Origin of the sequence: Algoriphagus yeomjeoni, from assembly GCF_049821175.1 — a bacterium.
In the GTDB taxonomy this organism is placed as follows: Bacteria; Bacteroidota; Bacteroidia; order Cytophagales; family Cyclobacteriaceae; genus Algoriphagus; species Algoriphagus yeomjeoni_A.
Map to the genome: position 1 here is coordinate 1,412,501 of NZ_CP187512.1, position 15,251 is coordinate 1,427,751.

Below are 15,251 nucleotides of genomic sequence, written 5' to 3' on the forward strand. Positions count from 1 at the left end.
TGTAAAACTTGGTCTTTTTAATTTCCTCTATTCAAACTTAGCTCTGAACGGCTCAGTGGGAAGGCCTAGATTATTCACCAAATTCACTTCCGGATTATCAGCCCAAGCATAGCGTATTTCTCCAACTTCAACTCCTTCAGGAAGTATTACTCTTACCGATGACTTATCTGAAATCATTGCAGTCACTTGCTGAAAATCACCATTTTCTTTAGCAGCAATAAAACCTTTGACTTCCTCTCCCTCAGTTAATTTCAGTCCTTCCCCCACAGATTTAAACTTGACAAGTAATTCATTCCCTTGTCTCGATAGCGAATCAAACTGAGGCCCTGAAGCGACATTTTTCTCACCATAAGCTACTTTTCTGGCTTGGAGCCAAAGTCTTTCTCCTACATCTTTCTTGTTTCTAGGATGAATATCTTCAGCTTCTCCAATGTCTATAATTGTAGCCATTCCTGTATTTGGTAATTCTAAGGTTTGGGTCTGAGCCTCTCTCAAAAACGCCCAATTGCTATCTGCTTGGACATCCTTACGCTCCATATAGTTTGCTAACTGTACAAAAAGGAAAGGAAAATCACCCAACCCCCAATCTTTTCTCCAATTGGTAATCATAGTAGAGAAAAGTGCTTTGTATTCTTCATGACGACCTGCATTGCTTTCGCCTTGGTACCAAATTGCTCCTTTGATGGAATAATTCGTGATCGGAACAATCATGGCATTATACATCATACCCGGCATCCAATTAAACCATTCAACTTTTGGAAGCTGAGGCTCTACGACTGAATTTGAGTAAGACCAAGTTCCTTCAAGCGAAATCTTTTCACCAGAATCTAAAATATACATCTCGCCTTCCTGTCCTACTCTAGGCTGATTATTCCAAGTATTTATAGCTCGAATAGTTAACACATTACCGCCCTTCAATAGCATGTCAGAAGGAATCTCGATGTCTGACATAGAAACTCCCCAATCTTTGTAATGAAGCAATTTCCCATTTACATAGACATAGGCCATTTGATCCAATGCAGGCAAATGCAAGATTATATCATCCGTATTAGTAAGATTGAATTTCTTACGAACCCAAGCTATATGTGCTAGTGGATTGGCATCGGGCAAGTTTATTTTTCTCCAGCTTGAATCATCATAACCAAGAGAGGCAACGTTCCTTGCTGCAAGCGTATCAGGATTGCTCACCAGGGAGTCCCGAAGCTGCTGATTCATCTCATTTTCGTTCAGCTTTGCTATCCAAGTATCTCTATTTTCTACCACGTCTTTTGCCTGAGCCAGGAAAGAACCTTCCATCTCAACTAGAATCTCAGCATCTGTCCAGCCTTCCACGGGAGTTCCACCCCAGTTGGACTCAATGATTCCTACTGGCACTTTCATTTCCTGATTATTTCGCTTCGCAAAAAACCAAGCTACAGCTGAAAAGTCCTTCATATTCACTGAATCAGCTACTTTCCACTCTCCTCCTACCACATCGTCAAGTTTCTCAGCACTATAGGAATTGGGAACCTTAAAAAACCGGATCTCTTGGTTTCCTCCTTCTGCAAATTCTTTTTCCGCACCAATTACCTGAGATTTCAATCGCCATTCCATATTGGATTGACCACCTGCTACCCAAACATCGCCTATATATACATCGTTGATTTTCTGATTATTAACCTCAAGCACAAAAGGTCCACCAGCTGCTAATTCTGGCAATTGCAAGAACCATGTACTATCCGCTTCAACAGTTCCACTTGTTATTGCTCCTGCCAAACTGACTCGTACATTTTCTCCAGGAACACCTTTTCCCCAAATAGAAATAGCCTCTTGCCGCTGTAAAACCATACCATCACCAAACAGCCTAGGCAAGGAAACTTCCGATTCAAACTTTGTGGACTCACATGAAAATAGAATCAGGAGGACAAATAATTTCCAGGTATGTTTCATAGATTTTTGTAAATTCTTATGGAAAAATGCCTAAAAAATTTGAAACATCTAAACATAACTCCCATTAAGAAAGTCTAAAACTCCCGCCAATTGGAATTATTGATTAATCGCCTCCAATGAATTGGCTAAATAAGCAAATGGTGCATTCCAATTAATAGCAATCTCATTCGAAGCATAGCTACAGCTTTCATCTGTATAAGATTCGTCTGGAAATGAACTCGTGTAGTTACAGCCATCCTGCTGCCTTGGATTTGGACCACCCACTATAAAACCAGGCAAAGGAGGCAAATCAGGTCGGGAAGTGGCTAATCGATGATGCGGGTGCAAGGGAGATTTTGTTCCAAATCCAGTAACATAGGAATATCCAGTAGCATTTCTACCAAGGATATAATCCAGATTATCCAATGCCCTTTCAAGAAATATTCGCTCATTGCTTTGCTTAAAAGCATAAATCAAAAGTATTCCTTGATTAGCAGCAACTGCATTCGAGCCCCAGACGAAATTCTTGGAGTTGGTTTCAATAGGAGTGTTGAAAGCCGTTCCCACCGTACCTTCAATTTGCTCTCTAGCTGCCGAAAGTAGATTTATTTTTAGCATTGCCACCCATTCTTGTGGTAGCAAGGTAATATGGTCCTGATGCCTCAACAGAGAGTAATAACCTAACCAGGCTACCTGATTCCAAGACGGAAGATTGAAGCTCTGATCAGCATTGGCTAGTTCTTCCCAATAGGTCAAGTTATGAGTGGTGATAAAAAGCTCTGATGCAGCCCAGATCCATTCATCGCTGGTACTGTTATCTCCATAGGCACCAGTAACTACATCCGGATCAAAAGCTTCATTCAATTCATTTTGTTTGTAAAGGACATCAGGATTTTCTTTTGCCCAACTCCAAGCTTTCTCTGCAGCTTTTAAATACATGACAGATTCTTCAGGAAAATACGCCTTGTAAATACGTGAAGCTTGAGCCATCACTGCTGCAAAATCCAATGTTGCTGTGGTACTTTTCGCGACAAAATAGCGCTGGGAAACTGCCAGATGAGGCTCAACCATTCCTTCAAACTTGGCTGTAGTCAGCTTGTGATAAACGCCACCATCGGTAGGGTCCTGCATGGTGATCATCCACTCCAAATTCCAGCGAATCTCATCCAAAAGGTCAGGAACTTGATCCCCGGATTCTGGAATATTCAATTCTAGTTTCTCAAAATAATTAGGATAATCTTCATACAGTGACAACAGAGTACCAACTGTAATTCCTGAGTTCACTACATATTTGTTGTAATCTCCGGCATCATACCATCCCTTTGGAGAAGATAATACCTCTCCAGACTTTCGGGAGGCAGAAATCGCTGAAGGATGAATCATTACTTGATCATCAGGATGACCCATTGGCCTGGACCAGATACCAGCATAATTCTCCTCCAGGTCTAAACTTGCTCTTTGATAATAAAATGCTTTAATACTCGCCTTTCCTAATTCTTGATTGACTTGAGGCTTGATTTCAAATGGATAAGATTTCCCAACTCCATTCAAGACCAAAATATATTTCCCAATTTCAGAAAAAGTAGAGAAGTCAGCAATTCTAGTGTTACTACCCGAAAAGGTCTTCTTTACTGAAGAGGATAACTTCCCTTCAAATACAATGCTCTTGCCAGCTGTATCCCATATCACAAAATCTTCTCCATCTTCATGATTTAACACCACTGCCAATTTTTGTTGATTTGGATAGAAGCCAAGTTGATTAAGTCGTATGGATTCATCAACAGGTAGGTTTTCGTCTATCATGGGAGCTTTGCATCCCATAATTAAGATCAAGAAAAGCAATCCCGCCGAAGCAGCACTTCTTTTTCTTAAATAACTGATGTATAAAGTATTAGTACTCATCGTTTCAATTAATATAGATATCTAAAAGCTCCTTTATTGGGGATCCCAATCCAGAGCGTATTATTAAAATTCAATGAACTGGAGACATTTGATTTCAAATCCATTCCATTGAATTTTCTGTCCAAAACCTTCCAATTTCCATCTTCGCTTTTTCTTATTACCCATCCTGGGTTTGCATCGATTCTTCCGATTTTCAATCTAGCTTCCAATTGATTTCCCAGAAATATCAAATCATATCCAGCGCCTTTTTTCAATGCATTTATAGCTTGGATAGGCGATGCTTGAACTATAGTGGGTAATGCTATTTCTTCGAATAGCCCATTCTTCAAAGTGAACATCTTAGTTTCCAAATTTTGAGCTTCCACTTTGTTGGCTTTTTCAAGCTCCTCAGCAGTAAGAATATCTTGGATTTTTGCTTTGGAAAATACTTCATGGCTAGGAAAAAGCGCTTTTTTCTTATACATCTGAGCGGCTAACTCATCTCTGGAAAAGAACGGGAACTCCTCTCCCATCACTGGAAAAGTCATCAGTGGATCAACTGAGCCATTGCTGTCAAAATCTTCGAAGTAGATCCGAACTGGATTTTCAGCATCTGTTTGTAAACGTGAATTCAAGCCCCAATTTCCCGCTATCAATTCTGGACTTCCATCTCCATCCAGATCCTGAATTAATATGGACGACCAAAGTCCTGTTTTTCCACTGGGCAAAAACTCTTCAGAGCGATCTACTATTTCGCCATCTTTAAAATTTAGAATTCGGATTCTATCAAATTCAGACGCAATAATCAACTCATCAAGTCCATCCTGATCGAGATCATAGGTTTGTGAAGCTTTTACTCTGGATATATTTTCTAAGACAATTGGAGAAAAAGTACCATTTCCTTCATTAAGCCAAAGTTGGCTAGAAACTGATTCCGGCCATCTTCCAGGAACATATCCTGTCCCTACAAACAAGTCATCCAATCCATCTCCATTAGCATCCCAAGTACTAGCATGCTCGGTAGAAAATATACCAAAGTCAAAAGAGGATTCGGTGAAAACTCCATTTCCATTATTGATCAAAAGCACATCTTTCTGTCTTTCGTCCCCTTCCGTCAAATCAAAGTACCCACCTTTTGCCACGTAGATATCCAAATCAGAATCTCCGTCTGTATCCAATGTCGCCATTGAGGTAATGGTTGGGTTTTCAGAGGAATAAAGCAATTCAAATTTCTCTTTGTATCCTCCAACCTCTCTTGGATAGGATTTGATAGATGATCCATCAGATACGATTATTTCATCTACACTATCGCCATTTAGATCCGCTTCAATCATGGAAACTTTGCTTTCTGAAAGGCTATAAAGCAACTGGCTTTGTCGCTTGTAATCATTCGGAAGAGTTGCTTTTGAATCGATCAAAAACTCGCCTAAGGCAACAAAATAGGGCTCTGTTTTATATTCTACTCTATATTCTATTTCTGCGTCAGCTTCAGAAATTTCCAAAATTTGATTGCTTTCGACATTCTTAATCCTGTTGATTTTGCTGTTTTTCCATCGTACCTCGATTGAATCAACTTTTTCATTGCCCAATCCGAAGTGCAGAATCGAACTCACATTTCCTTGGTATCCTTTGTAAACCTGCTGCTCCTGATAGTAGAGTTCGCCATTTTGATAGACTGTCACGCGAGCCCCTATACCATCGGCATTCCCCTTCAGTCCTTTAAGCTTGATTTGGATAAAATTCGATTGAGAGCGATCAGAAGTCATGTTTCTAAAAATCTGAGCAGGTTCATTCAGATTATTGATCACCAAATCCAAATCTCCATCCTGATCCAAATCTACGTAAACAGCTCCATTAGAATTTCCCGGAGTATCTATTCCCCAGTTTTTAGATTGATTCTCAAACTGAATTCCGTTGATATTTCTGAAGGCATAATTACCAACTTTTGTCGCGGGCATTTTCTTTATCAGCGCATTGATCCCAGTCGCCGTAACCTTTTCATTTTGCAAGTATTCATTTCGGTAATTGATGAAATCCAGATTGGTAAAATCCTTCAAGAAACCATTACTGACGAAGAGATCCGTGTAGCCATCGTTGTCAAAATCTGCGAATAACGGTGCCCAACTCCAATCGGTAGCACTGATCCCTGCTAGCTGTCCAATCTCGGAGAAAGTACCGTCACCATTATTGAGCTGCAGCATATTTCGCATCAATTGATGTCCCAAACCTGCCTTCAGAAACAGATTGTAATGCTCATAATTCTCAGGGGAGAAAAGCAATTTCTGTCTGGAATTATCCTCTGGAAGCATGTCCAAACTTATCAAATCTAACCTTCCGTCTCTGTTGATATCCGCAGCATCCACGCCCATGGTATAGAGACTTGTGTGTCCGATTGCTTCATTTATTTCATTGGAAAAAGTGCCTTCTCCCTGATTGATGTAGAGATAATCGGGAGCAGAATAATCATTTCCCAAATAGATATCAGGATAACCGTCTCCGTTGAAATCAGCGATAGAGGCTCCCAAACCATAACTCAAGCCCGTTTCTGTCAATCCAGATGCTTTAGTGACATTTGTAAAAACGCCGGTATCATTTCTATAAATTTTGGTGCTGCTCAAGGAATCAGCGGTGCTAAGCATAGCTTCGAATGCATTGATGTTGAGATTATTAAAAAGTCTTGGATTGTGATTTAGCAATAGCATATCCAAATCCCCATCTTGATCAAGATCAGAAAAATATACTGCGGTACTGAAACCTGTATCGTCTAATCCAAATTCAGCAGCTCTTTCTTCAAAAAATGGTATTCCCTGCTTGTCTAACCCTTGATTTACAAACAACTGATTTCTTCTCTGCTCATCTGGCAAATCACCAGAATAGCAGACGTAAATGTCTTTTAGGCCATCGCCGTTGATATCAACGATTGCGGTGCCAGTAGTCCAGGCATTGTCTTTACCTGCTGTACCCGTTGCCAGGGTAATATCCCTGAAATTCAGGTTACCCTGATTCAAAAAAAGCTTGTTTTGACCTTGGTTGGCAGTAAAATAGAGATCTTCAAGACCGTCATTGTTCAGATCACCGACAGCTACTCCACCTCCATTGTAGAAATATTGATAGGTGAGAATATTGGCGACTTCGGTTTCTTGGATTTGATTGGTAAATGCAAGGTTGGTGGAGTCAGTACTTACTAACTCAAAAAGTGTTTGGACTGTTTCCTGCTGTTTTTTTTGGCAAGAGCCAATGAAAATTAGTGCTCCTAGTGCAAGGACTTGGAGGATTCTTAATGATTTATTCTTTCTAAAGGTAAGTTGGGGGTTCAAGCTCTAGGATAAATTAAGATTTCAAAAGAAGCTAGTCATTTGAATTATAGCTTAAAATGAGGTGGGGTTTAATTTACTGGTGTGGCCTCAGTGACCTTATAGGTTAATTAAGTCATTTAGTATAATCTCCGAGGCAGAACATTCTACCCCGGAGACTGATTAAACAAACCTCTTATGCTATACTATTAATTTACTGCTCTAATCACTCGAATGTTATCCACGCCTACTACAGCTTGTATATCATTTGATGTAGTATTTATCACTACCAATCTTAGCTGTTTTGTAAACCCGTCGCCTTTCAAGAAATCTCCATAGGTATTTAATCTAGTAGATCCATTAGTCAGTCGAGTCATGTTTGCAGATAAGGTGTGCCAGCTTCCATCAGTAGCTTTGATCACTTCATTTAGTGGAATATTGTAACTCAATTCATTGCCATTACTATCCGGATACCAGATTTGCATTTCTAATCCTGCGATAGATTCAGTTGTATTGATTGCTACTTCGAAACGAATATCAAAGTTCGTTGCTGGAGTACTTGGCTCATAACCTTCGCCTTCTGGGAAAATTTGAACACCACCCCAATTTGCAAGATTGATAACCTTATCATTATTCCAGCCCCAATTTGCTGGAAACGCCTGATTCATACCTGCGAAACTACCATCTAAACTAGAGATTCCCGGTTGAGAAGGCTGAATCATATCACCTGATATGCCCCATCCCCAGTTCCATGGCCATTCTAGAGCTCCATTAGTATCGAAATCAGCCACCATACCTTCTTGTGCAAAGATTTGGGTATTTCTATTTACAGCTGATCCACCAGATTTGGAAACAACTCTGATAGATTGACCTTCAGAGAAATCTAAATTATCAGGTACTGTTACCTTAAGTGTAGATCCAGCAGAATTCGTCTCAATTCCTGAAGTAACATAAACGTCTTCGCCTGGGAAATAAACTGTATCTACGAAGTAGAAGTATCTACCGAAAAGAGTCAATTCATCACCAGCTTGTACATACTGATTCTTTACTTGAGTGACCTGCGGTGCTGGCGGAAGTGTCTGGAATTCTATGATAGCCTCCCCTGATTTATTTACCAATCTTAAGGTGTTTGGAACATTTGGATCAGTAGCTACAGTCGGCACTGAATCTCCTACAGTTACAATCACGGTATTATTAGTCACGTAAGCGGTATTCACTCCTAAAGGATAATCATTCAAATACACTTGCTGCGTACCCAAAAGATTATTACCCAAAATCGCAATTGTACTTCCCAATGTAGCAGAAGTAAATGCACTGTCAGCCGTGGTTGGATCAGTATTTCTAACCCGCTCTATAGTTGGAGGTCCAACATTAATTTCATCCTCCTCCGTACAGGCACCAAGTGCAAGTACCATTAGTAGCGCGGATGCTACTAGCATTGAGTGTGAGGATCTTATATTTTTTATGATGTTCATATGTTTAGCATTTCAATGTAAGTCCACAAATTAATTTTCTGCTGAGAAATCATACGGTACAGCAGGCTTTCTCAAGTTTGGAGCCCTAGACAATTCTGCTGAAGGAATTGGAATTAGGAAATTAGAAGCATTAACATCAAAATATCTTGGAGATGTATCGCTGTCTGGAATTTCAATTTCCCAAAGTGTAGGATCCGGAATTTTGTCGGCATAGATTCTGAACGTGCCTCTATCTTGGCTAGAAAGGATATCATAAGCCTTTGCTGGATCATAGTAGTGCAGTTTGGTGAATTCATACCAAGCCTGACCTTCCATTGCAAATTCTTTGATTCGCTCCTCAAATATATCCTGCCAAGTGACAGAGGTCAAGGCGTTTACCCCTGCTCTGGCTCTTACCATGTTCACATATTTTAGAGCTTCAGCTGGATTTTTACTCAATACTGCTTCTGCATAAGTCAAGTAAACATCAGCCAATCTTAGAATGTAAGTATTGATTTCCGTGCCTTGTTGAACGACTTTTCCGGCATTATCTTCAGGACGACCCACTACATATTTTTTCACCCATGCGCGAGTATTATATTCTCTACCTCCCTCTATACTTCTTGCAGGAACCCTAAGCTCTTGAGCTGATCCTCCCGGAGGCACTTGAGTGATGTAAGGATAGTGATCACCTGGGAACATGTAAGTGGCTTTTCTTCTTTCGTCAAAAACTAAATCATCGTATAGATCTAATACCCACTTGGAAGCTCCAATATCTCCACCCCATCCGTCACCGAAACCAGTGATTTCAGATCCGAAAGCCAAGAAAGCCTGAACAGAGTTTTGTGCTCCCCATGCGCCAGCCTGACCTGCATTATAAGTCCATTGTAAAGCTGCAAGTGTTTCTATGTTGTTATTATTCGCTGTCTTGAATAGATCCTCATAATTCTCCACCAAAGAAGCTCCCGAATTATCGATCACTCGTTTAGCAAAGTAAGCAGCAGAATCAAGGTCTGATTGGTTTCTTGAACCACCTACTCCAGCTTTAGTCAGGTACATTTTAGCAAGCATACCTTCAGCGGACCACTTGGTCAAGCGGCCATTTAATACTGCAGTTTCAGGAAGATTATCCACTGCATAGCGAAAATCCTTAATGATGAATTGCCAAACAGACTCTTCAGTATTTCTAGCGATAGTCGTATCCTGAAGAAGTGCCGTGTTATTTGTAATAATCGGAACTGGTCCCCAGTTTTGAACTAAGTAAGAATAAGCCAAACCTCTCATGAATCTGCCTTCAGCAATTCCATGATTTTTGATTCGCTCTGTCACATCTTCGCCTGCAAAGGCATCAATGTTATTGATCAAACTATTAGATTGTGCGACTACGTTATAGAAAGCTCTCCAAGATGTGCCATTTTCAGGAGTCTCACCCGTAGTATTGAATCGTACGTTTTCTAGTTGGTAAGATCCTGAGGTCAAAGTTCCGCCTCTTGCATCGCCTATACCATGGCTAGCTTTATCGTTATAAGCAAACCAAACTATGTTATATAGTGGCGCAGAAGCCGCTAAGATTTGGTCGTCAGTTTTGTAGAAGTTTGCATCTACAATTGCATCCAATGGGGGTCTATCCAAGAAATCTTCTGAACAGCCCACCATTCCTCCCAGTAGCAAAGTAGCTCCTAAGACTAGTTTATGGAATTTCGTGTTTGTTGTCATGTGTTTATAATTTTTGGATTAGAAGTCAACACCTAAGCTGAATGTGTACATTCTCGTCTGAGGATATCTACCGTAATCCACACCAATCAATTGATTACCGGCAGAAACGTTATTACCTACTGAAGCACCTACCTCAGGATCGTATCCTTTGTATTTAGTGAATGTGAAAGCATTCTGAACACCGAAACCAACCTTCAGACCTCTGACTACATTCTGCTTACTTAACAATTCATTAGGCACAACATAGGAAAGGTTGATATTCTTGATTCTTACATAAGAACCGTCTTCAACAAACTTATCTGAGATTCTAGTACCATTTCCGTTAAGGTCAGTTGCAGTGATTCTAGGTACATCTGTTCCTGCATTTGCTATAAATGGATTTCCTGATCCATCCATTTCAATTCTTGCATAATCATAAGTCTCCAACAACATGTTTCTACCCAAGTTTACATTGTTTGGGTTGATGTTTAGGAATCTGTTGTAGTTGTAGATATCTACTCCAAGTGCTCCTGTAAACAACACATCAAGCGCGAATCCTTTGTATGCGAATTGCTGAGTCATACCAAAAGTGAATTTTGGCCAAGGATTCCCGATGAAAGTCTGATCACGCTCATCGATTACTCCATCCTCATTGATATCTTTGTATTTGATATCACCTACATAAATACCATTATCACGATCGACCTGAATTGGGTTTCCAGAGTTATCTACTGGTCTTGGAGATGATTCCACTTCCTCAATAGTTTGGAACAAACCATCAGCCTGATATCCGTAGAATAACCAAGGAGCAAATCCTGGCTGAGCTCGAGCCGTGAAGCTATTCAACCACCAAGCAGTACGGTCGATAAAAGCAGTTTCAGAGAAGAATTTGGTCACTTCAGTTTGGAAGCCTGAGAAGTTATAATTGGAGCTCCAAGAGAATCCGCTAGCTCTGTTATCAATGTTGATTGTGTTGATCGTGATACCATAACCTCTGTTTTCCAACGCACCAATATTAACTGTTGGCGTACCTATACTTCCTTCAGCAGATGTACCCATATACCATGGTAGCGGGTTAGGCAAAAGCAGGTTATCAGTTTTCTTCAAGTAGAAATCACCTTCGATCTGAAGTCTGTTGTTGAACATATTCAAGTTGAAACCCAAGTTCACTGTAGAAGTTTCTTCCCACTTCAGGTTTGGATTACCGAATCTAGAAACCAGGAATCCACCTCCCCAAGGAGTAGGAATACTTGGTGAGCTCAATGGCGCGAAGATCGCACCTGCATTACCTTGGTTACCAGTAAGACCTGTTTCAAATCTGATCTTTAATTCATCCATCCATGTAGCATTCTGTAAGAAGCTTTCTTCAGAAACTCTCCATGCTGCTGAAACAGATGGGAAATAACCCCAACGATTCTCAGGACCGAAATTCGCAGATCCATCAGCTCTGAATGCACCTAATAAAATGTATTTTTCATTGAAGGTATAATTCGCTCTTGCAAAGTAAGACTCCATAGCCCAGTGATTGGCTCCACCACTATTAGTAGCACCTTGCGCTGAGCCAAGACCCAACTCCTGCAAATCATTTGAAGGGAAATTAAGTCTAGCTGCATTCATAAACTCATATTGAGACTCCTGTGCTTCATGGGAAGCCATCACGTCCAACGCATGCTTACCCCAAACTGCACTGTAGGTTAACATTTGGTTCCAGTTCCAATAAAAGCTATTGCTGGATTCCTGCGAAAGTGTATTCGTGTCATTAGTCACTACACCAAGCGTATAAGTAGGTGTAAAGAAGTGGCCATTATTGTAGTTAATGCTGGTGTTCACCATAGAACGGAATTTCAATCCTTTGACAATGTCAATTTCTACGTTGAAACCTCCTTGCATACCTCTTCTTTTATAGTTTCTATCCAATAGATTCGCAAGAGCGATAGGGTTAGCTGGAGTAAACTGCAGGCTTGATCCATTTACAGGATCCGCACCACCCCAAGATCCATCAGGATTGGTTACTGGTACATTTGGAGCCATTTGGATCGCATTGTTGATTACATCAGAACTACCTGTAGCCAGTTGCTCATCCGTGTGGAAAAGCTGAAGGTTCAAGCCTAACTTCAACCATTTTCTGGTTTGGTTATCAATATTTGTTCGAACAGAATATCGGTCAAATGAAGACCCTATTGCTACACCTTCCTGATTGAAGTATTCACCAGAAATGAAAAACTGAGTTTTCTCATCTCCACCAGTTAGGGTGATATTATGCTTGTTCAATGGCGCGGTTTTGAAAAGCGCATCTTGCCAGTTTGTTCCTTCTCCCAAAATAGAAGGATCGAGGAATGCTGCTGGAGGATCACCGCCTGTGATTTCCCTGATATCATTAGTCATCGTAGCATACTGGCTCAATGACATCACTTCTAAATTCTCAGGCTTATCTTGAAGCGTGTACAGGTAATTGTAAGAGATTTTGGTTTCACCAGACTTACCACGCTTTGTAGTGATCATGATTACACCATTTGTACCTCTAGAACCATAGATCGCTGTCGCTGAAGGGCCTTGAAGAACCTCCATTGATTCGATATCGCTAGGGTTCAAACCTGCCAAAGGATTTGTAGATGAGGTATTGCCATACGAAACAGCAGAAGGCTGAATCTGAACTCCATCAATTACATATAAAGGCTGATTGGTACCACTGATAGAGTTTACACCTCGGATATTCACAGAAATCCCTCCTCCTGGAGCACCTGTATTTTGAGTGACATACACACCGGCAGCACGTCCCTGAAGGGCTTGCTCTATTGTTGTATTGACTGTACGCTCTATATCTTCAGATGTCACAGAAACCTGTGCACTAGACATATCACGTTTTTTCATAGTACCGTAACCTACCACCACAACTTCATCCAAAGAAGCCATATCTTCTTCCATGGAAATGTTAATTGTGGACTGGTTACCTACCACGACTTCCTGAGACTTATAGCCGATAAAGCTAAAGACAAGGACAGATTGTGAAGAAGGAGCCGTAATTGCATACGTTCCGTCAACTTCAGTTGCTACACCAGTGGTGGTTCCTTTCACCAACACTGTGACACCTGGTAAAGCTAGTCCATCGGCTTCAGATTTTACGGTACCATTGACCGTAACTTGAGCCTGAACTACACCTACCAGAAGCATGAGCCAAAGCGGTAATAGTTTTTTCATCATGAGGGGTTTAATTGTAAGAAATTGGTATATAGGTTTTGAGCGGGAAAAGGTATTCCCGAAGCAAATTGTGATAAATGTAATAGCTTGTTTCGCTTCATACAGGTTAGGTTTTGTTTAAAAATCTTAGCAACAAACACCAAAAACTGAGATGAATTCCTATCACCGAACTTGCATATTCGATGAGAATTGAATTTTTAATAATTCAATTGAAGAGAAATTAGATCAGGTTTTTGGGTTTATTTCTTTGATCCGAATAAATGTAGTTTGAGTTATTGCTGCATAGGGTATTCAAATGTTTTTATTAAGGGTATCAAATGTTAACCGCTCCGAAATCGTTTGCATTATGCAATTAAAGGCAGTTTTTATGGTTTAAATCAGGGGTGTTTTACTTGAAAACATCTTTTTATCAAACGCTGTGTTCGCTGAGGATAGCGAAGAGGGCACTAATCTAACTTCGAACTTTTAATCACTTTGATTATTGAATTTGAAAACTGAACATTGAGAATTTTCTTCGCCTTAGTTCAAATTCTTTTCCAGCGCCTTTTTCACCACCTCTCCCCATGGCTTAATTTGAGAATCTGTCCAATCGCCTTCGGAAGATGCCGACGGCAAAAGCATAGAACAGGTCTCATCCTTATCCGCTATAGACCAAGCAGCCCAAGAGATTTTTCTGCTCTCCATCCAAGAGAGCCAGGCTCCCCAAGACGCTGAATCTATAGGTCCATCGCCGGTAGCTTCCATTCCAGCACACTCGGATACGAAAAGAGGCAGCCCCGCTTTATAGGCTTGCTCTGCCCTTTCTCTCAAATAGTCCTTATGAGTAGCTGCGTAAAAATGAAGCACATACATGATATTTTCCTGATTCAGAATTGGATTCTGAGCGACTTTGTGAATGTCCTGGCTCCAAGTAGGTGAACCCACCAAAATCAAATTATCTGGGTCATTCTTCCTGATTTCAGTAATAATCTCTTCACTGTAAGCTTTCACTTCCTCCCAGGTTTCGTAATCCGGTTCATTGAAAAGCTCATAAATCACATGAGGATTGGCTCCGTAGGTCTGCGCCATTTCACTAAAAAATGCCTTCGCCTCTTCTGGATACAGATCATGACTATGCCAATCAATAATCACATACATATCCTCAGCAATGGCGGCCTCGACTACTGCCTTGATTTTTTGAAGTGCAAACTCGGGATTATCTAAGTATGCTCCATCAGGATCCACTCCCATAGCTGCGCGAACCAAGTTGGCTTTCCAGTCACTCTTTAAAAATTTCACTGCTGAGGTGTTGTAAAATCTAGGCCACCAGTTGTGCCAGCCAAAGCTCACTCCTCTTAACATAACGGGTTCACCGTTGCTATCAGTAAGCTTGCCGTCGGTTACTTTTAATTGCCCAAAGTATTCCACCTCCCCTATGGGATCAGGAACTGCTGGTGTGGGTAAAGGATCAGGTGGTGAAGCTTCGGAGCAGGAAGATATAATCAAGCCAGCTACGATTAGTAGTTTTTTCATTTGTTGGGTTGTTAATTGATCATCAAGTTTACACCAACAAATCTTACCCTAAGGGTATGTATTGTTTCAGATTAGGGTATAGTAGGTTAAAAGAACAGCCCAGTCAGCTTTTTATAGACTTATGTCAGCAAAAAGTAGCGTTAGGTCTATATTTTCAGGTACTACCACTAATTTAATGGAATCGATAATTGAATACCTGGTGAAGATGGTTTCCGGAGGCTAGCATCCGGATGGGTGAGCCTTTCGGGATTTTCGGTTTTGTACTGGATTGAACACCGTGAAGAAAATGACTTAGCTCCCGAGGTACGAG

Annotated in this window: 7 protein-coding genes; all 7 read right to left on the reverse strand. The window is 40.7% G+C overall.

What is annotated here, in order from left to right:
• Window positions 1-27 precede the first annotated feature (27 nt).
• Window positions 28-1,929: a sialate O-acetylesterase gene (locus tag ACPUEN_RS05740; protein ID WP_425639154.1), complete on the reverse strand. Its 1,902-nt coding sequence runs from the start codon at window positions 1,927-1,929 to the stop codon at window positions 28-30.
• Between the two features lie 96 nt (window positions 1,930-2,025).
• A complete protein-coding gene (locus tag ACPUEN_RS05745) occupies window positions 2,026-3,810 on the reverse strand; it encodes a glycoside hydrolase family 9 protein (protein ID WP_425639155.1) in 1,785 nt (594 codons plus the stop codon).
• 8 nt (window positions 3,811-3,818) lie between these two features.
• Window positions 3,819-7,106: a VCBS repeat-containing protein gene (locus ACPUEN_RS05750; RefSeq protein ID WP_425639156.1), complete on the reverse strand. Its 3,288-nt coding sequence runs from the start codon at window positions 7,104-7,106 to the stop codon at window positions 3,819-3,821.
• 185 nt (window positions 7,107-7,291) lie between these two features.
• Complete coding sequence (locus ACPUEN_RS05755) at window positions 7,292-8,521, reverse strand: glycan-binding surface protein (protein WP_425639157.1); 1,230 nt, start codon at window positions 8,519-8,521, stop codon at window positions 7,292-7,294.
• A gap of 66 nt (window positions 8,522-8,587) precedes the next feature.
• Window positions 8,588-10,252 (reverse strand): RagB/SusD family nutrient uptake outer membrane protein, encoded by a 1,665-nt coding sequence (locus tag ACPUEN_RS05760; protein WP_425639158.1) that lies wholly within the window; start codon window positions 10,250-10,252, stop codon window positions 8,588-8,590.
• A gap of 18 nt (window positions 10,253-10,270) precedes the next feature.
• On the reverse strand, window positions 10,271-13,432 hold the full coding sequence (locus ACPUEN_RS05765) for a SusC/RagA family TonB-linked outer membrane protein (protein WP_425639159.1): 3,162 nt from the start codon (window positions 13,430-13,432) through the stop codon (window positions 10,271-10,273).
• Between the two features lie 516 nt (window positions 13,433-13,948).
• Window positions 13,949-14,941: a glycoside hydrolase family 5 protein gene (locus tag ACPUEN_RS05770; RefSeq protein ID WP_425639160.1), complete on the reverse strand. Its 993-nt coding sequence runs from the start codon at window positions 14,939-14,941 to the stop codon at window positions 13,949-13,951.
• Window positions 14,942-15,251: the final 310 nt, after the last annotated feature.